Below are 18,046 nucleotides of genomic sequence, written 5' to 3' on the forward strand. Positions count from 1 at the left end.
CGCAACGGCGCAAGGCGATCAGATCGCGCAGAGCAGCTGCTACAGCTGCTGCACGTCCACGACGCCCGCGACCGCCTTGATCGCGCCGGCGATCTGCGGCGAGACTTTGAAGCGCCCCGGCAGCTTCATCTCGACCTCGGTCTCGAGGTCGAGCATCATCACCAGCGAGACCTCGCCGTCGCCATTGGAGCGCGGCGCGATGCCGGGGCTGCCGATTTTCGGCGCGGCGCCGTTGCTGGCCGCCATCTCAGGGCCGGCGAGACGCTTGGCGATCGACTCCAGCGGCTTGGTGTCGCGCAAGAAGATGCGCAGGCCCTTCTGCGTCTTCGCGGCGGCGTCATCGAGCGGTTCGGCATGCAGCACGCGGGCGCGAACGTCTTCGCCCTGGAGCTCGGCACCGAGCTGGAGCAGCACGGCCGCGCCCGGCTCCAGCACGTCGCGATATTGCGCAAGGCCCTCTGAGAACAGCACCGCCTCGAAATGGCCGGTGGGATCGGAGAGCCCCATGATGCCCATCTTGTTGCCGGTCTTGGTGCGCCGCTCCATGCGCGACACCACGGTCGCGGCGACCTTGCCGGCGGTGGCGCCGGTCTTCACCGCGCGCGAGAACTCGGCCCATGACTGCACCCGCAGGCGCTTCAGCACGGTGGCGTAATCGTCGAGCGGATGTCCGGACAGGAAGAAGCCGATCGCATCGTATTCGCGGCGCAGCCGCTCGGCCGGCAGCCACGCCTCGATCTGCGGCAGCATGATGGTCGGCGCGTCTGCCGACATGCCGAACATGTCGTTCTGGCCGATGGTCGCGGCCTCATGCGCGCGCTGGCACGCCGCGAGGATCGCGTCCGCGCCGGCGAAAACGCGGGCGCGGTTCGGCTCCAGCGTGTCGAAGGCGCCGGCGGCAGCTAAACTCTCGATGATGCGCTTGTTGATCGCGCGCGGATTGACCCGCGCGGCGAAGTCGGCGAGCGAGGTGAACACCCCACGCTTCGTGCGCTCCTCGACGATCTGCTCGATTGCCTGGGTGCCGACGCCCTTGAGCGCGGCGAGCGCGTAGTAGATGACCTTGTCGCCGACCTCGAAGGTCGCACCGGAGCGGTTGATGTTCGGCGGCTCGACCTTGATGCCGAGGCGCTGCGCCTCGGAGCGGAATTCGGACAGCTTGTCCGTGTTGTTGAGATCGAGCGTCATCGACGCCGCGATGAACTCCACCGGATAATGCGCCTTCATGTAGGCGGTGTGGTAGGACACCAGCGCATAGGCCGCCGCGTGGCTCTTGTTGAAGCCGTAATCGGCGAACTTGGCGAGCAGTTCGAAGATGGTCTCGGCCTGCCCTTTCGGCACGCCGTTCTTCACCGCACCCGCGACGAAGATGTCGCGCTGCTTGTCCATCTCGGCGCGGATCTTCTTGCCCATGGCGCGGCGCAGGAGGTCGGCGTCGCCGAGCGAATAGCCCGACATCACCTGCGCGATCTGCATCACCTGTTCCTGATAGATGATGACGCCGAAGGTCTCCTTCAGGATCGGCTCCAGCACGGGGTGGAGATATTCCGGCTCCTCGTCGCCGTGCTTGCGCGCGCAGTAGGTCGGGATGTTCGCCATCGGACCCGGGCGATACAGCGCAACCAGCGCGATGATGTCCTCGAAACGGTCCGGGCGCATGTCGACCAGCGCGCGGCGCATGCCCTGGCTTTCAACCTGGAACACGCCGACCACCTCGCCGCGCGCGAGCATCTGGTAGCTCTCGGCGTCGTCGATCGGCAGCGTGGCGAGATCGACATGGATGTTGCGCGGCTTGAGCAGCTTGCACGCGACGTCGAGCACGGTCAGAGTCTTCAGGCCGAGGAAGTCGAACTTGACGAGACCCGCAGGTTCGACCCATTTCATGTTGAATTGGGTCACCGGCATGTCGGATTTGGGATCGCGATAGAGCGGCACGAGCTCGCTCAATGGACGATCGCCGATCACGATGCCGGCAGCATGGGTCGAGGCGTGCCGGGTCAGGCCTTCGAGGCGCTGGGCGATGTCGAAGGCGCGCGCCACCACCGGATCCTCGTCGCGGAAGGCCTGGAGTTTTGGTTCACTCTCGATCGCGGCGGCCAGTGTGACGGGCGCGGCCGGATTTGCGGCACAAGCTTCGTCAGCTTGTCGACCTGGCCGTAGGGCATTTGCAGCACGCGCCCAACGTCGCGCAGCACGCCGCGCGCCTGCAGCGTACCGAAGGTGATGATCTGCGCGACCTGATCGCGGCCATAGCGCTGCTGCACGTAACTGATCACCTCGCCGCGCCGGTCCTGGCAGAAGTCGATGTCGAAGTCGGGCATCGAGACACGCTCCGGATTGAGGAAGCGCTCGAACAGCAGGCCGAATTTGATCGGATCGAGGTCGGTGATGGTCAGCGCCCAGGCGACCAGCGAGCCTGCGCCGGAGCCGCGGCCCGGGCCGACCGGAATGCCTTGCGACTTCGCCCATTTGATGAAGTCGGACACGATCAGGAAGTAACCCGCATATTTCATGCGGGTGATGACGTCGAGCTCGAAAGCGAGCCGCTTGGCGTAGGTCTCCTCGGTGGTGCCCTGCGACAGTCCGTGCACGCGCAGGCGGTTGGCAAGCCCCTCCTCAGCCTGGCGCTTCAGCTCGGCCGCCTCGACCGCCGCCGCATCCGAGCTGCCCGCAGCGCCGACCGTGAAGAACGGCAGGATCGGCTTGCGCGTCATCGGACGGAACGAGCAGCGCTCGGCGATCTCGACCGTCGAGGCCAGCGCCTCCGGAATGTCGGCGAACAGCACCGCCATTTCGGCGCGGGTCTTGAAGCGGTGATCCGGGGTGAGCTGCTCGCGGTCGGTTTCCGCGATCAGGCGCCCGCCGGCGATGCAGAGCAGCGCGTCATGCGCCTCATAATCGTCGCTCGCGGCGAAATACGGCTCGTTGGTTGCGACCAGCGGCAGGCCTTTGGTGTAGGCGATGTCGATCAAGGCGCCCTCGATGCGGCGCTCCTTGTCGGTGTTGTGGCGCTGCAGCTCGATGTAGAGGCGATCGCCGAACAGTTTTGCCAGACGCTCACACCGCGTGGCTGCGATTTCAGCCTGCCCGACCGCAAGCGCGAGCGAGACTGGCCCATCCGGCCCGCCGGTCAACGCGATCAGGCCTTCGGTCTCGCCGTCGAGCCAGTCGAATTTGACGAACGGCGCGTGGCTGTCAGGCGATTCGAGGAAGGCGCGCGAGTTCAGCCGCATCAGGCTGCGATAGCCGCGCTCCTGCGCCGCCAGCAGCACCACGCGCGACGGCCCCATCGCGTTGCGGGCGTTCGGATCCTGATCGCCGAAATCGATCGCCAGCTCCAGGCCGACGATCGGCTGGATGCCGGAGCCCGCCATCTTGTCGGAGAACTCCAGCGCGCCGAACAGATTGTCGGTGTCGGTCAGCGCCAGCGCCGGCTGGTGGTCCTTCTTCGCAAGCTCGGCGAGCTTGGCGATCTTGATCGAGCCCTTGAGCAGCGAATAGGCCGAGTGAACGTGAAGGTGGACAAATCCGGCGCTCGGCATGGTCGCGTGACGGCCTCTTGCAGATGAGATGGAGCGGTCGCCCGCACCGGAGGCATCCAGCACTCGCCCGGCCGACTCGCCTCACAATGGTGGGGTGTCGCGCCGCGAGAGTCCACGCCGGAGCGGTCGCTTCGCCGCGTCGTCCGGCTTTTCCCCAACCGGAATCACAGCTGTGGAATCACCTGCGCCCAGATCGCGATCATCCCGACGAACAGCGTGATCGAGGCGAGTGCGGCGGCTTCTTCCACGAAAATCCTGAACATGGCTGGCTCCATCGCTAGAACGTATGGAGAACATTGTTCTCATTTCGTTCCTCGGAGTCAAGCAATCCGAGCCTTCGCAAAACGGGATGGTTAACTCGCTGGATTCACGCAATAAAAAAGCCCCGGCGCGAGGCCGGGGCTTTTTCGACGATCGCTCCCGTGGAGCGATCGGCATCAGTAACGACCGATGATCGGGCCGCCGAACTTGTAGTTCAGGCGGACGAGACCCATGTCGACGTCCTGCTTGATGTGGTCGACGGTGCCGCTGGCGAAGGTGACGTCCTTGCCGCCCAGGAAGATGTGGTTGTACTCGACGCCAACCGACCAGTTCGGGGCAAAGCCCACTTCGAGACCGGCCCCAACCGTACCGCCCCAACGGGTCGCGCTGGCGGTGTCGATATTAGCGCCGGCGGCAGTGAAGACGTCATACTTGCTGCCGACAACCGCCGCGCCGCCCTTCACGTAGGCCAGCACGTTGTTCCAGGCATAGCCGACCTGGCCAGTGATCAGACCGAACGAATCGATCTTGGTGCGGTTACGGAAGCCGGTCACAGCGCTGATGTTGTCGCCCGTGAAGTCAGCCCAGTTGCCCTGGCCTTCGAGGCCAAACACGAACTGGCCGGACTGCCAGCGATAACCGATCTGGCCACCGACGGTGCCGCCGGTCGCATCGTGCGAACCTTCCGGACCGAAGCCGACCAGGCTCCACTCCGAGCGCGCCGAAGCGCCGCCGCCGTTGATGCCGATGTAGAAGCCGCTCCAATCGTAGATCGTGGCGATCGCCGCCGGCGGAGCCTTGGTGTAAGGACGCGCAGCGAGATCAGCAGCCAGCGCCGGCGCAGTCGCGCTGAGCGCGACGAGGCTCACAGCAGCAAGCAACAGATTCTTTTTCATATGATTCCCGTTCCAGTTTCTTCAGTAGGCCCCCGGGCCGCGGTGTCGTCTTAGCAGCGATCGGCGGAATTGCTGTAACCTCGACGCCACAGTCAGAGCCAAAGGCCCCCGCTACGTTAATGCATGTTTAGCAGCGCGCGCCGGAAGCCCTTTGAAACAAGTGTTTTCATGAGTTCCAACGTCCACTACACGAACATACATCGCCTGCGCGCGTAACAACGTCGCGCGCACAAACGCGTGATTGGAGAATTGAAATGTGCGGACGAATTACCCTCCCCATTGTCGCCACATTTTCGCTCGCTCTCGCCACATTCGCGTTTGATGCAAGCACGCCTGCGCGCGCGTTCGGCACCAATCACGCGTTCTGCCTCACGGGTGATGAATGGCCGGGGCTGAGCAATTGCAGGTTCGACAGCTACGCGCAGTGTCAGGCGAGCGCATCGGGCCGCACGCTGACCTGCATCGCCAATCCCTACTTCGCAGGCCAGCGATGATCCCTATGCGTATCAGAACCGACCGCGCACATTCACGCCGGGCTATCTCCCGCTGCGCTGAGACGCGCTGCGCCGCCCTCGCGCTCGCCGCGATTGGCGCATTGCTGGTCAGCACGCATGCGCGCGCGCAGACCTATGATCCAAGCTATCCCGTCTGCATGCAGATCTACGGCCAGGTGGGCTATTTCGATTGCCGCTACACCTCGCTCGAACAGTGCAAGTTTCTCGCCGTCGGGCGTTCGGCGAGCTGCGTCGTGAACCCGTACTCTGCGCAGAAGAGACCAGTTGCCCCACGCCGGAGGCGCGTTGATTAGACTGGCACGTACCAATCGGGATGCTGATATGCGGCCGCCCAAACATGACCGCTGTGGTGTTGACGCGTACTGATCCGGGTTTAAGTTCGACGGACAAATCTTGCAGGGGTGGCGACGTTCGCTGGGCTGGTTCCCGTTGACGCCACCGATGCAGGACACATGACGACCTCGCCTCAAGCGACCGCGCGCCGTACGAACGCGACCTCCGCGCCTCCTCACCTCGCCATCGTCCTGTTCTCGCTCGCAATGGGCGGCTTTGCGATCGGAACCACCGAATTCGCATCGATGAGCCTGCTGCCGTTCTTCGCGAAAGATCTCGGCATCGATGAGCCGACCGGGGGGCACGCGATCAGCGCATATGCGCTCGGCGTGGTGCTGGGCGCGCCGCTGATCGCCGTGCTCGGCGCACGCTTCGCGCGCCGGACGCAGCTCTTGGCGTTGATGGCCGTGTTCGCGCTCGGCAACGCGCTCACCGCGCTGGCACCTGGCTTCGGCTGGATGATCGCCGCGCGCTTCCTTTCGGGGCTGCCGCACGGCGCCTATTTCGGCATCGCTGCGCTGGTCGCGGCCTCGCTTGTTCCTCAAAATCGGCGCTCGCAGGCGGTCGGCCAGGTCATGCTCGGCCTGACCATAGCCACGATCATTGGCGTGCCGCTGGCCAATGTGATCGGTCAGGCCGTCGGCTGGCGCGCGAGTTTTGGTCTCGTCTCTGTGCTGGCGCTGCTGACGGTGCTGCTTTGCGCCATGTTCGCGCCGCGCGACCGGGCCGGCAAGTCGGACCCGTTGCGCGAGCTCGGTGCGCTCCGCAGCGGACGCGTCTGGATCACGCTCTCGATCGGCGCCATCGGTTTCGGCGGCATGTTCGCCGTCTATACGTATCTGGCCACCACGCTGATCGAGGTCACAAAAGTCAGCACCACCGTCCTGCCGTTCTTCCTCGCGATATTCGGCATCGGCGCCACCCTCGGCAATCTGTTCGTGCCGCGCTTCGCCGATCGCGCCCTGATGCCGACGGCGGGCGCGATCCTGCTGTTCGCGGCCGTCGCGCTGCTGCTGTTTCCGCTGGTCGCCGGCAATCCCTGGCTGCTTGCGGCGGATGTCTTCGCGATCGGCGCCAGCGTCTCGCTCGGTGCCATCCTGCAGACGCGGCTGATGGATGTGGCGGGCGATGCCCAGGCACTGGCTGCCGCGCTGAACCATTCGGCGTTCAACACCGCGAATGCGCTCGGTCCGTTCCTCGGCGGCCTTGCCATTCGCGAGGGCCTGGGCTGGACCTCGACTGGTCCTGTCGGCGCCGTGCTTGCGCTGCTCGGTTTCCTGATCTGGATCGTGGCCTGGCGAGACGCCAGGTCTGCACCGGTCGTGGTCAACACCCCGCCCTTGGCGCCAGCACGACCGGCGCCACCGCTTGCGCCGGATCACCGCAGCCGTGCAAAGGATCCGGTGGCGTAGCGGCCGCTCAGCTTGGCCAGGGCGTGTTGCGGATGCGCGTGCACGCGTTCGGCTTGCGGAAGGAGGGATCGTGATCCTCGATGTAGTCGAAGTTCACCGTCCCGAACGTGGTCTGAGGCTTCTTCAGCGCTGAGCAGGTCTGCACCTTCAAGAACTCGTTCTTGAAGTCGCCGCGCGGAAACGCCGATATCACCTGCTCCCGCTGCTCCGGCGTGTACTCGTCATAGCCAACGCCGACGACGTCCACCAGTACTCCCGCGTTGGTAAGCGCGATCTCCGGCCGCATATATTGCGGAATACCCGGCGTGGTGTGCAGCGCGATCGCCTCCCACACCAGATCGGCCTGTGCCTCGCCGATGCCGCGCGCCCGGAGGAAGTCGCGCGCCGCATCCGCACCGTCGACCTCGAACCGCTTGGTCTCGCTGTGGTAGTGGTCGACCAGGCCGAGATCGTGGAACAACGCCGCGACGTAGAGCAGTTCGGCATCGAATTTCAGCTTCTGACGCTGTCCCTTCATCGCGCCGAACACGTAGACGCGGACGGAATGGTTGAACAGCATCTCGTCTTCGTAACTGCGCACCAGTTCGGCTGCCTCGCGCGCCAGCTTGCTGTCGGGAATCTTCACGCCGGAGATCACGCTCGTCATCTTCAAGCTCCTGAGTTGCAAACAAGGTCGATCGATTGCGCCCGCGGCCCGTCAAGCTGCCTTGTCTGCCACGGCGCGCGGCGTCTTGCGGAAGCTGATCGCCATGCGGTTGTACGTGTTCATCAGGCTGATCGCGATCGTGAGATCGACGAGCTCCCGCTCCTCGAAGACCGCCCGGGCGGCTTCATAGGCCTGATCCGGCACGCCGGTATCCGCAACGCGCGTCACCGTCTCGGCCCATGCGAGAGCCGCGCGCTCGCGCCCGTCGAAGAGATCACCGGCTTCCCGCCACGCTTGCAGCAGCGCGACCTTTTCGATCTTCACCCCGCTCTTGAGCAGATCGCGCATGTGCATGTCGAGGCAGTAGGCGCAGTTGTTGATCTGCGACACGCGCAGATAGACGAGAGTCACCAGCGTCGCGGGAAGATTGCTCTGCATGATGTAGCCATAGACGCCACCCAACGCTTTCACCCCTGCCGGTGCGATGCGGTCGTAGTCGAGACGCCCAGTCATGGTCTTGCTCCCTAATGATCGGCTTGAAGGCCCGGCCCTTTTCTCGCTCCCTAGGTGCCCCTACCGTGGTCCATGGAAAAGCACCAAGAACGCACAAAAATCGTGTACCACGGCGTATGACCAAACCGCTGCGGCTGGAACTCGATCGGTCCGCCAGGACGCCGCTGACTGAGCAGATCCACAAGGGGATCAGGGCCGCGATCGAGAACGGCGTGCTCGCGCCGGGCGCCCGCCTGCCCTCCTGGCAGGACCTCGCCGCCCAGCTTGGCGTCGCGCGCGGCACCGTGCGTTCGGCCTATGAAAAGCTCTCGTCCGCCCAGCTGATCGTCGCCGCCCGCGCAACCGGAACGCATGTCGCGGATCGGCTCTCGTTCCCTGTTCGGCAGGACAAGGCTCCGGACCCCGGCTCGTTTATGGAGATGTACCGGGAGCTCACCGCGGGGCCGGCCTTCTTCCAGATGGGCGTGCCGGGCCAGACGACCTTGCCCGCAACGCTGCTGGCGCGGATGCGCGCACAGGCGGTTCGCGCCGAGATGAGCGCGCCGGCGATCTATCCGGATCCGCGTGGCGAGCTGGACTTGCGGCGTGAGATCGCGGCCTACCTTGCGCTGGCGCGCGGGATCACGTGCGCGCCATCCCAGATCATCATCACCGGCGGCTTCAGCGGCGGCCTTGGCCTCGCGCTCCGTGTGCTCGGCCTCGAGCAGAAGAAGGTGTGGATGGAGGATCCGGGCTTCCCGTTCACCCGCCACGGCCTTGAGCTCGCGCGATTATCGGTCGCGCCGATCCCGGTCGATGCTGACGGCATCGACGTCGGGTACGGGCTGCAACATGCCCCTGACGCGGCGCTCGCCGTCGTGACCCCGGGACAGCAGGCGCCGCTCGGATCGACACTGTCGCTGGAACGACGCTCACGCCTGCTCGACTGGGCCGCACAAGGCAAGGCCTGGGTGATCGAGGACGACTATCTGAGCGAGCTTCAGCTCAAGGGCCGCGCCACGCCGGCGCTCGCCTCGCTCGACCGCGCGGGCCGCGTCATTCACATCGGCTCCTTCAGCAAGACCGTGACGCCGACGTTACGGCTCGGCTTCGTCGTTGCGCCAGCCGCTCTCGCCTCGCGTTTTGCCGAAGTTGCGGCCTGCCTCGCCCCGGCGGCCGGGCCCGCGGTGCAGCTGGCGATGGCCGATTTCATCCGCGAGGGTCATTATCTGCGGCATCTCCGGCGCACCAAGCGGGCCTACGCAGCGCAAGCCGATGCGTTGCTGAAACTGCTCCGCGTCCGCACCGCCAATGCCGCACTTGCAGGATTGGCCGCAGTCCTGCGGCTGCCGAACGGCACATCCGACCTCTCCATCGCCCGGGAAGCGGCATCGTTCGGACTGGCGCCTACGCCGCTATCGCTGTGGTATGCATCGAAGGCATCAGCGCAGCCGGGACTGCTGCTGGGCGTCGCCACGTCTCCGCAAAAGCACCTCGGGGCGTCTTGCGAGAGGCTCTTTGCGATCCTCGAACGCCAGGCATGATGGCCATCGTCGCGAGAAGCGGCCGGGCCGCCGCAAACCGCAAGGGCGCGCACAGCCTGTTGGTCCATCGTAAGACTGAATCAAGGCCGGGCGTCAGCTCGCCTCCTTCACCGGCGTATAGATCACGAGCTTCAGCGCGGGATCGTCATTGGCCTGGAAGCTGGTGTGCTCGAAATGCAGCACGCCCTTGGTCGGGTGGGTCAAGGTCTTGCGGCCCGACAAGGTGCCGTGCACCTCATGCGCGCCCCACCATTTGACGAATTCGGGACTGCCCTCGCGCAAGCGCGTCAGCAACTCCGCAAAGGCGGGATCGCCGGCCCAGACATCGTGCGTGGCGCGAAACATCGCGACCATGCGTTTGGCGACGTCAGCCCAGCCTGCCCCGTAGGATTTGCGGGCCTTCTTGTCGGTCATCATCAACAGCAGTGTGTTGCGGTCCTCTTCGGGCAGCCGCCCGAACGCGAAGATCTCCTCGGCTGCTGCGTTCCACGCCAGCACGTCCCAGCGCCGCCCGGTGATGTAGGCCGGATGCGGCAGGCTTTCGACCAGGCGCCGAATGGCCGGCGGTACCACCTCGCGGGTGAAGGGACGTTTGTTGCTGTCGCGCGCGAGGTCCTTGAGATGCGCATGCTCGGTCTTGCTGAGCCGCAGCGCCCGCGCCAGCGCATCGACCGTTGTGACCGACGGGCTGACGGTGCGGCCCTGCTCGAGACGGATGTACCAGTCGACACCGATGCCGGCGAGCTGGGCGACCTCCTCGCGGCGCAGCCCCGCGGTGCGCCGCCGCTGGCCCGCGGGAAGGCCCACGGCCTTCGGCGACAACTTTTCGCGGCGAGACCTCAGGAAGTCGCCGAATTCGACGCGGCGGGGATCGGCCATGAAGTGTTCCCGTGATGGAGGGCCCGTGGAATACTAGGATAATACCAGGCCTTCCTGCATCGCGAAAGCCCTCGCATAGTCCGTACACCTCACAAATGAGGTGCGAACGAAGGTCAACATCATGAAGGCTGCCGTACTCAAATCTTTCGGATCCCCGCTTGCGATCGAGGACGTCCCCGACCCCGTGCTCGGCACCGGCGAGGTGATCGTCGACGTCGTCGCCACCCGCGTCCTGTCCTATTCCAAGGAAGTGTTCAGCGGCGAACGCAAATACGCGCTGGATCTGCCCGCCGTTCCAGGAGCCGGCGGGGTCGGACGCGTGCGCGCGATTGGCCCGGACTCAACCAAACTGTCCGTCGGCGACTGGGTCCTCTGCGATCCGACCGTCCGCTCGCGCGACGACGCGATCGCTCCCGATATTCATTTGCAGGGCGTCAGCGCGCGCGGCGAAGGCGGCATGCGGCTGCAGAAGTATTTTCACGACGGTTCCTTTGCCCAGCGAATGAGAGTGCCGACGGAGAACGTGACGCGGCTCGGCGAAATCAGCGCGGAAGAGGTGACGCAATGGTGCGCGCTGGGCACACTGCTGGTACCCTATGGCGGCTTCCTCGCCGCCAAGCTGCAGCCCGGCGAGACAGTCCTGGTGAGCGGCGCGACCGGCAATTTCGGCAGCGCAGCCGTGGCGGTGGCGCTCGCGATGGGTGCGGCTTGCGTCGTTGCGCCGGGCCGCAACGAGAAGATGCTCGCCGAGCTCGTGCGTCGCCATGGCGCGCGGGTCAGGCCGGTGAAGCTGACGGGCAACGAGAACGACGACCGCGAGCTGATGAAGCGCGCGGCACCCGGCCCGATCGATTGCGCGTTCGACATCATGCCGCCCTCCGTTTCGACCACGGTGGTCCGCGCCGCGATCATGACGGTGCGGCCCAATGGCCGTGTCGTGCTGATGGGCGGCGTCAACATGCAGGGCGGCCCCGGGCTGGAGCTGCCCTACAACTGGATCATGCGCGAGTGCATCACGATTCACGGCGTCTGGATGTATCCGCCGGATGCTGCGGTTCGCCTGATCGCGCTGGTCCGCGCCGGCCTCTTGCGTCTCGATCACTTCGAGACGACGGCATTCGATCTGGACCACGCCAACGAGGCCGTGGACTATGCGGCCGCCCATGCGGGCGCGTTCAACATGACGGTGATAAAGCCGTAGATGGCCCTTCCGCTGCGGCGATGCGCCGTCGCAGCGGATAGGCCTGCGATGTCAGATGGCTGGGAGACGTCACCCCGATCGCAGCCGGCCACGGCCGCCTACTGTGCATGGGGTTGTTTTCGCTGCTTGGTTACTCGAGCTCGATCACCTGGCCGTTCGACAGCGACACCCGCCGGTCCATGCGGCCGGCGAGCTCCATGTTGTGGGTCGCGATCAGCATCGAGACCTGGGTCGCCTTGACCAGCTGCATCAGGGCCTGGAACACGTGCTCGGCGGTGCCAGGGTCGAGATTGCCGGTCGGCTCGTCCGCAAACAGCACGCGCGGCGCGTTCGCGACCGCGCGCGCGATCGCAACGCGCTGCTGCTCGCCGCCCGACAGCTCCGCCGGCCGATGGGTGATGCGGTCGCCGAGGCCGAGATAGCCGAGGATCTCCTTGGCGCGCTTGACGCTCTCCGACTTCTTCAGGCCGCGGATCATCTGCGGCAGCATCACGTTCTCCAGCGCCGAGAACTCCGGCAGGAGCCGGTGCGACTGGTAGACGAAGCCGATGTCGGTGCGGCGCAGCTGGGTGCGCTCGATGTCCGGCAGTTGCGAGGTCGGTGCGCCGTTGACGTAGACCTCGCCGGAATCGGGCGCCTCGAGCAGCCCCGCAATGTGCAGCAGCGTCGACTTGCCCGAGCCCGAGGGCGCCACCAGCGCGACGGATTGGCCCGGCCACAGCGCGAGCTTGGCGCCGTCGAGGATCGTCAGCGGCACCTCGCCTTGCAAGTACTGCCGCTTTATCTCGTGGAGATAAATGACCGGTACATCGTCAGCCCCCTGCTGCTCCATCAGCCCCTCACTCGTACCGGAGCGCTTCGACGGGATCGAGGCGCGCGGCACGCCAGGACGGGTAGAGCGTCGCCAGGAACGACAGAGTCAGCGCCATGATGACCACCGCCGTTGTCTCGCCGATGTCGATCTCGGCGGGCAGCTTCGACAGGAAGTAGAGCTCCGGCGAGAACAGCTCGGTCGAGGTCAACCAGGACAGGAATTGCCTGATCGATTCGATGTTGAGGCAGATCACGAGGCCGACGAAGAAGCCGACCAGCGTGCCGACCACGCCGATCGAGGCGCCGGTGATCAGGAAGATGCGCATGATGGAGCCTTGCGAGGCCCCCATCGTGCGCAGGATCGCGATGTCGCTGCCCTTGTCCTTCACCAGCATGATCAGGCCGGACACGATGTTGAGCGCTGCGACCAGCACGATCATGGTCAGGATCAGGAACATCACGTTGCGCTCGACCTGGAGCGCATTGAAGAAAGTCGAGTTGCGTTGCCGCCAGTCGACCAGGAACACCGGGCGGCCCGCGGCCTCCGTCACCGCCGTGCGGAAGGCGTCGATCTTGTCGGGGTTGGTGGTGAACACCTCGATCGAGGTGACGTCGCTGCTGCGGTTGAAATAGGCCTGCGCTTCCGCCAGCGGCATGAACACGAAGCCGAGATCGTATTCGGACATGCCGATCTCGAACACGGCGACGATCTTGTACGGCTTGATGCGCGGCGTCGTGCCCATCGGCGTGACCGCGCCCTTTGGAGCCACCAGCGTCACGCTGTCGCCGGCGTGCAGCGACAGCTGGTCGGCGAGCCGGCGTCCGATCGCAACGCCCTGCCCTTCGTCAAAGCCCTCGAGCGAGCCCTGCTTGATGTTCTTGGCGATCGAGGTGAGATTGTTGAGGTCGTCGGAGCGGATGCCGCGTACCAGCACGCCCGAGGCGTTCCACGGCGATGACGCCAGCGCCTGGCCGTCGACCACGGGCGCGGCGAGCCGGATACCCTGGACCTGGCTGATGCGATCGGCGACGTCCTTCCAGTCGGTGAGCGGCGATTCCAGCGGCTGCACCAGGATGTGGCCGTTGAGGCCGAGTATCTTGTCAAGCAGTTCCTTGCGGAAGCCGTTCATCACGGCCATGACGATGATCAGCGTCGCCACGCCAAGCATGATTCCGAGGAAGGAGAACCCGGCAATGACCGAGATGAATCCCTCCTTGCGGCGCGCCCGCAAATAGCGCGCCGACAGCATCCACTCGAATGGCGCGAAAGGCGCGGTTTGAACGGTTTCGGTCATGGTCTCGTCCATCGCTCGATAATCCCATGATTCGGGGTCAATTGTGGCCGGATTGGCGGCCGCGATCTCGGGCGATGAACAATATTCAGCCGACCAGGCGGGCGACCGCGTCCGCAGGCGACATCGTCTCGCGGGCGCCGTCGCTGCGCTTCTTGATCTCGACCCTGCCGTCGGCGAGGCCCTTCGGCCCGATCATGATCTGCCAGGGGATGCCGATCAGGTCGGCGGCGGCGAACTTAGCGCCGGCGCGCTGGTCGGTGTCGTCGTAGAGCACGTCGACGCCTTTGGCGGTGAGCTCCGCATAGAGCTTCTCGCAGGCCGCATCGACGGCGGCATCGCCCTGCTTGAGATTGAGGATCGCCACGCGGAACGGCGCCACAGCTTCCGGCCATTTGATGCCGGCGTCGTCATGGCAGGCCTCGATGATGGCACCAAGCAGGCGCGAGACGCCGACGCCATAGGAGCCGCCATGGATCGGCACGTCGACGCCGTCGGGGCCGGCCACCATCGCCTTCATCGGCTCGGAATACTTCGTGCCGAAATAGAAGATCTGACCGACCTCGATGCCGCGGGTGTTCACCCGCTTCTCGGCCGGCACTTCCCTCTCGAACCGCGCGCCGTCGTGGACATCCTCGGTCGCCGCATAGAGCGAGGTCCACTGCTTGATGATCGGCGTCAGGTCGCTGTCATAGTCGACGTCCTCGCCTGGCACCGGCAGATCCAGCACGTCGCGATTGATGAACACCCCGGATTCGCCGGTCTGCGCAAGCACGATGAACTCGTGACTGAGATCGCCGCCGATTGGGCCGGTCTCGGCGCGCATCGGTATCGCCTTCAGCCCCATCCGCGCGAAGGTGCGCAAGTACGCGACGAACATCTTGTTATAGGCGACGCGGGCTGCCGCTTCATTCAGGTCGAACGAATAGGCATCCTTCATCAGGAACTCGCGGCCGCGCATCACGCCGAAGCGCGGACGCTGCTCGTCGCGGAATTTCCATTGAATATGATAGAGATTGAGCGGCAGGTTCTTGTAGGACTTCACATACGCGCGAAAGATCTCGGTGATCATTTCCTCGTTGGTCGGCCCGTACAGGAGCTCACGCTTGTGGCGGTCGGCGATGCGCAGCATCTCAGGACCATAGGCGTCATAGCGGCCGCTCTCACGCCAGAGATCGGCGAGCTGGAGCGTCGGCATCAGCAGTTCCAGCGCGCCCGAGCGGTCCTGCTCCTCGCGCACGATCTGCTCGATCTTCTTCAAGACGCGGAAGCCAAGCGGCAGCCAGGCATAGATGCCGGCCGCTTCCTGCCGGATCATGCCGGCGCGGAGCATCAGCCGATGCGAGACGATCTCCGCCTCTTTCGGATTTTCCTTCAGAATGGGCAGAAAGAACCGTGACAACCGCATGGCAATACTCGAGGAATCAGTGAGGGCTTGCAGTGAAAGCGGATTGGGAGCGAAAACACAAGACCGGGAATGAGGAAAAGCCGCTAACGCGGCGAGATTCCTGTCATTTTTCCGTTGCCTTCAGGTTCGACTTGAACCTTATCTCCTAGGGCGGCGCCACATCGAGATCGTCCTCGAGCGTGATCTTCTCGAAATCGGTCACCAATGCATCGATCCGCACATGCCAGCGGCCGGCAAAGGGCAGATCGACCTTGCGCACGTGCCAGTAGCCGTCCGGTCCGAGCTCGGCATTGCGTTCCATCGGCTCGATGCCGCGCTCGGGCAGGCTCAGCGTCAGCCTCGCCTCCTTGGCCGTAAGCGCCGTCGCCTCGCCCGTCATGAGCTGAAGCACGAAATCGTCGATGCCGGCCTTGCCCGGCGAGACCAGCACCTGGAACATCGCCTTGTCGGTGTGGATGTGGATCGCCAAGGGCGTTTCCGGAACGATCGTCCGCGGTGGCGGCGTGAACCGCCAGCCGGCCACAACGGCGAAGATGGCGAGCGCGATGGTGCATTCGAGCAGGATCGAGCGCTTGAGCGCAGGCGTCGATGTCTCGTCCCGGGCCAGCGCCGGCGTCAGCCGGAATCGATTGAACGCGGCGAGCGCGAGCAATCCCGTGACCAGTACAAGCTTGATCGACAGGATGAGCCCGTAGCGGGTCTCCACGAGCGCTGCCGGCTTTTCGAGCTGAACGATCGCGAGCGCGAGGCCGGTCGAGGCCAGCACGCCGACCGCCAGCGCAGCGAGGCGGGAGAAGCGGTTCACGACGGGCAGCGACGCAGTCGTCGGCTTCGACATCAGCGCAACGAGCGGCGCGAGAGCACCGATCCAGACGGCAACGCCGAGGCTGTGGAGAAAGATCGCCGGACGCGTCAACGCCTCCGGCGGCGCCGTTGCAGCGTGCCCGGTCGTGGCGAGCGACAGACCGACGCCGATGAGCGCAACGATCGCGACAGCACGCGCGTACCATGCGCTCCACAGCGCCATCCGGGCGAGCAATATCGCCGCGAGGGCGACGAGAAGCGAGGGGCCGGCGCTGGTCGCGAATGCGGCTTTCCAGGGAGCAGCCGTCGCAAGCGCCGCCAGCGGCAGGCCGAGCAGATCGAGGCCCAACGCGCCGAGGGACGTAATCGCGCTCGCAAGACCGATGGCGAGCGCGACGTGCGGAACGGTCATGCCGATCATAGACCAGGCGATGCAGCGCGCAAAAAACACGCCGCCAACGCCGACAAACAGTCCGAGATAGAGGCCGACCCGCGCAAGCCAGATCAGCGCGTTCAGCCCGCCATCCGCCCTCGCCGGAGGTTTTGTCGCCGTCGGCGTACCGATCGAAAAGATCACCGATCCCGAGACCGGGTGACCGTCCTGTGAGATCACCCGGTAACTGACCACGGCCGTTCCCTGCGGCAGGTCCGGCGGCATCGCGACCGAGATGGTCTCGCCCGATGCACTGACGCGCGCATCGTCCCGCGCCCTGCCCACGCCATCGATCAGCCGGATCGCGCCCGGCGTCACCGCCTCGTTGAAGCGCAGCTCCACCGCTTTCGGCGCGCTCGCGAGCATGCTGCCGCTCGCGGGCTCGACCGAGACAAGCGCCGCATGCGCCGACGCGCCGGTCGCGAGGCCGACGACCAGAAGCAGCGTCGCGAGCGCGGCGATGAGCCGCATCAGGGCTTTGGCAGCAGCTTCACGCCAGGCGCCGGCGACTTGCCCTCGTGCGAAGGCCCTGCTCCTTCGGTCGGGATTTCGATCCAGCGGCTGACGCCGGTCTCGCATTCCTGGACGACCGGGAAATACAGCGTCGTGTTCGGCTTCAGCATCTCGGTCAGGACCGTTTGCATGACGAACTCGTCATAGTGCTTGTCCGGCAGCCTGCCGCCGGACCACGCCACCTCCTTAACGCCGGAGGAGAGCTTGCTGCCGTGGTAGTCGTACTCGCTGGCATATTTGCCCTCGACGACATCGACACTCCAGCCCGCCTTCGGCATCGGCTTCACCGCGATCACCCCTTCCGGGATCTGCACGCGGATCTTCACCGTGGGTGAGCCGGCGCAGCCATGCGGCACGGCGAACACGGCCTTATAGGACGTGCCGACCGTGGCCTGCTTGGTTTCGAGGAAGACGTGCGCGCCAGCCGGCGTCGCCGCAAGCGTCCCCAGAACGATGACCCAGCGATGCTTCGACATGTGCCGTCTCCCGAGGATCATGATCGGCTTCATCACATCTTCATTCCCGAATGATCCGGCATTTTCTTCATTTCATGGCCGGAATGGCCAGCATCGCCGGGCGCTTGCGCGCCGACGCCCTGCACGTCGAGCGAAACCGCGACCTTGCCGGCCTTCTCGAACTCCAGCGTCAGGGGCACCTTGTCGCCCTGCTTGAACGGCCCCTTCAGCTCCTGGAGCATCAAATGATAGCCGCCGGGCGCGAGCTTCACGGTCTTGCCCGCCTCGATGACGAGCCCCTTGTCGAGCGGACGCATCTTCATCACGCCGTTGTCCATCGCCATCTCATGGACCTCGGCTTTGCCGGCGATGTCGGCGGAGACGCTGACGAGCCTGTCGGCCGCCGTCCCCTTGTTCTCGATGGTGAGATAGCCGCCGGCAACCTTGGCGCCGCCCGGCGTCGCCCGGCTCCAGGCCTGCGAGATGACGAGATCGCCGGCCTTGACGTCCTCGGCCACCGCAGGTGCCGCGCAAAGAGCGAGCGCAAAGGTCGCGAGCATCACATCTTTCAACATCGTCTTCATATTCGTCTTCCCGTTTGCAGATT

General features: G+C 65.3%; 14 protein-coding genes and 2 pseudogenes. 5 read left to right on the forward strand and 11 right to left on the reverse strand.

All coding sequences use genetic code 11. The features are described 5' to 3' along the window. Nucleotides 1–39: 39 nt before the first annotated feature. Both dnaE and AC5V87_RS22450 read right to left on the reverse strand, forming a co-directional pair. Nucleotides 40–3,542: pseudogene (gene dnaE / locus AC5V87_RS22445) on the reverse strand (DNA polymerase III subunit alpha). A gap of 437 nt (nt 3,543–3,979) precedes the next feature. Next, on the reverse strand, nt 3,980–4,699 hold the full coding sequence (locus AC5V87_RS22450) for an outer membrane protein (protein WP_456838234.1): 720 nt from the start codon (nt 4,697–4,699) through the stop codon (nt 3,980–3,982). 254 nt (nt 4,700–4,953) lie between these two features. Here AC5V87_RS22450 and AC5V87_RS22455 point away from each other — a divergent pair. From AC5V87_RS22455 to AC5V87_RS22465, 3 genes and pseudogenes are all read left to right on the forward strand, one after another. Next, nucleotides 4,954–5,254 (forward strand): annotated as a pseudogene (locus AC5V87_RS22455) (DUF3551 domain-containing protein). Continuing rightward, nucleotides 5,199–5,507: a DUF3551 domain-containing protein gene (locus tag AC5V87_RS22460; RefSeq protein WP_456838233.1), complete on the forward strand. Its 309-nt coding sequence runs from the start codon at nt 5,199–5,201 to the stop codon at nt 5,505–5,507. The pseudogene AC5V87_RS22455 and the gene AC5V87_RS22460 overlap by 56 nt, the downstream one beginning before the upstream one ends. A 159-nt stretch (nt 5,508–5,666) precedes the next feature. Then, a complete protein-coding gene (locus AC5V87_RS22465; RefSeq protein WP_456838232.1) occupies nt 5,667–6,959 on the forward strand; it encodes an MFS transporter in 1,293 nt (430 codons plus the stop codon). A 7-nt stretch (nt 6,960–6,966) separates the two neighbouring features. On the opposite strand, the gene AC5V87_RS22470 is transcribed toward AC5V87_RS22465, so the two are convergent. Further along, nucleotides 6,967–7,605 carry an HD domain-containing protein gene (locus tag AC5V87_RS22470; RefSeq protein ID WP_456838231.1) on the reverse strand — a complete coding sequence of 213 codons (639 nt, stop codon included), beginning with the start codon at nt 7,603–7,605 and terminating at the stop codon, nt 6,967–6,969. A gap of 51 nt (nt 7,606–7,656) precedes the next feature. Then, nucleotides 7,657–8,118, reverse strand: coding sequence for a carboxymuconolactone decarboxylase family protein (locus AC5V87_RS22475; protein WP_495367777.1), 462 nt, complete (start codon nt 8,116–8,118; stop codon nt 7,657–7,659). A 116-nt stretch (nt 8,119–8,234) separates the two neighbouring features. Between AC5V87_RS22475 and pdxR the strand changes: the two genes are divergently transcribed. Further along, on the forward strand, nt 8,235–9,641 hold the full coding sequence (gene pdxR, locus AC5V87_RS22480; protein ID WP_495367779.1) for a MocR-like pyridoxine biosynthesis transcription factor PdxR: 1,407 nt from the start codon (nt 8,235–8,237) through the stop codon (nt 9,639–9,641). 93 nt (nt 9,642–9,734) lie between these two features. Here the strand turns inward: pdxR and AC5V87_RS22485 are convergent, their stop codons facing one another. Next, nucleotides 9,735–10,520, reverse strand: coding sequence for a helix-turn-helix transcriptional regulator (locus AC5V87_RS22485; RefSeq protein ID WP_456838228.1), 786 nt, complete (start codon nt 10,518–10,520; stop codon nt 9,735–9,737). A 121-nt stretch (nt 10,521–10,641) separates the two neighbouring features. Here AC5V87_RS22485 and AC5V87_RS22490 point away from each other — a divergent pair, with 121 nt between their 5' ends. After that, nucleotides 10,642–11,721, forward strand: coding sequence for an alcohol dehydrogenase catalytic domain-containing protein (locus AC5V87_RS22490; protein WP_456838227.1), 1,080 nt, complete (start codon nt 10,642–10,644; stop codon nt 11,719–11,721). Between the two features lie 130 nt (nt 11,722–11,851). Here the strand turns inward: AC5V87_RS22490 and AC5V87_RS22495 are convergent, their stop codons facing one another. The 6 genes from AC5V87_RS22495 to AC5V87_RS22520 form a co-directional block, all read right to left on the reverse strand. Continuing rightward, a complete protein-coding gene (locus AC5V87_RS22495) occupies nt 11,852–12,553 on the reverse strand; it encodes an ABC transporter ATP-binding protein (protein WP_456838226.1) in 702 nt (233 codons plus the stop codon). A gap of 7 nt (nt 12,554–12,560) precedes the next feature. Beyond that, a complete protein-coding gene (locus AC5V87_RS22500) occupies nt 12,561–13,841 on the reverse strand; it encodes a lipoprotein-releasing ABC transporter permease subunit (RefSeq protein WP_283086715.1) in 1,281 nt (426 codons plus the stop codon). Between the two features lie 73 nt (nt 13,842–13,914). Further along, complete coding sequence (gene proS / locus AC5V87_RS22505; protein ID WP_495367780.1) at nt 13,915–15,234, reverse strand: proline--tRNA ligase; 1,320 nt, start codon at nt 15,232–15,234, stop codon at nt 13,915–13,917. A 145-nt stretch (nt 15,235–15,379) separates the two neighbouring features. Further along, nucleotides 15,380–16,942, reverse strand: a complete 1,563-nt coding sequence (locus tag AC5V87_RS22510; RefSeq protein WP_495367781.1) for a copper resistance CopC/CopD family protein — start codon at nt 16,940–16,942, stop codon at nt 15,380–15,382. After that, complete coding sequence (locus AC5V87_RS22515; protein WP_456838222.1) at nt 16,942–17,460, reverse strand: YcnI family copper-binding membrane protein; 519 nt, start codon at nt 17,458–17,460, stop codon at nt 16,942–16,944. The genes AC5V87_RS22510 and AC5V87_RS22515 overlap by 1 nt, the downstream gene beginning before the upstream one ends. A gap of 32 nt (nt 17,461–17,492) precedes the next feature. Beyond that, entirely contained in the window at nt 17,493–18,023 is a 531-nt protein-coding gene (locus AC5V87_RS22520) for a copper chaperone PCu(A)C (RefSeq protein WP_495367782.1), read from the reverse strand. Nucleotides 18,024–18,046: the final 23 nt, after the last annotated feature.

It is taken from the genome of Bradyrhizobium sp. SOJA106, assembly GCF_059448745.1.

Bases quoted from the DNA above. Each gene is read 5' to 3' on its own strand.
- AC5V87_RS22495 (WP_456838226.1), bottom strand. From the start codon at position 12,553: ATGGAGCAGCAGGGGGCTGACGATGTACCGGTCATTTATCTCCACGAG.
- AC5V87_RS22465 (WP_456838232.1), top strand. From the start codon at position 5,667: ATGACGACCTCGCCTCAAGCGACCGCGCGCCGTACGAACGCGACCTCC.
- AC5V87_RS22470 (WP_456838231.1), bottom strand. From the start codon at position 7,605: ATGACGAGCGTGATCTCCGGCGTGAAGATTCCCGACAGCAAGCTGGCG.
- AC5V87_RS22510 (WP_495367781.1), bottom strand. From the start codon at position 16,942: ATGCGGCTCATCGCCGCGCTCGCGACGCTGCTTCTGGTCGTCGGCCTC.
- AC5V87_RS22520 (WP_495367782.1), bottom strand. From the start codon at position 18,023: ATGAAGACGATGTTGAAAGATGTGATGCTCGCGACCTTTGCGCTCGCT.
- AC5V87_RS22500 (WP_283086715.1), bottom strand. From the start codon at position 13,841: ATGGACGAGACCATGACCGAAACCGTTCAAACCGCGCCTTTCGCGCCA.
- pdxR (WP_495367779.1), top strand. From the start codon at position 8,235: ATGACCAAACCGCTGCGGCTGGAACTCGATCGGTCCGCCAGGACGCCG.
- AC5V87_RS22490 (WP_456838227.1), top strand. From the start codon at position 10,642: ATGAAGGCTGCCGTACTCAAATCTTTCGGATCCCCGCTTGCGATCGAG.
- AC5V87_RS22485 (WP_456838228.1), bottom strand. From the start codon at position 10,520: ATGGCCGATCCCCGCCGCGTCGAATTCGGCGACTTCCTGAGGTCTCGC.
- AC5V87_RS22515 (WP_456838222.1), bottom strand. From the start codon at position 17,460: ATGTCGAAGCATCGCTGGGTCATCGTTCTGGGGACGCTTGCGGCGACG.
- AC5V87_RS22475 (WP_495367777.1), bottom strand. From the start codon at position 8,118: ATGACTGGGCGTCTCGACTACGACCGCATCGCACCGGCAGGGGTGAAA.
- AC5V87_RS22450 (WP_456838234.1), bottom strand. From the start codon at position 4,699: ATGAAAAAGAATCTGTTGCTTGCTGCTGTGAGCCTCGTCGCGCTCAGC.
- AC5V87_RS22460 (WP_456838233.1), top strand. From the start codon at position 5,199: ATGCGTATCAGAACCGACCGCGCACATTCACGCCGGGCTATCTCCCGC.
- proS (WP_495367780.1), bottom strand. From the start codon at position 15,234: ATGCGGTTGTCACGGTTCTTTCTGCCCATTCTGAAGGAAAATCCGAAA.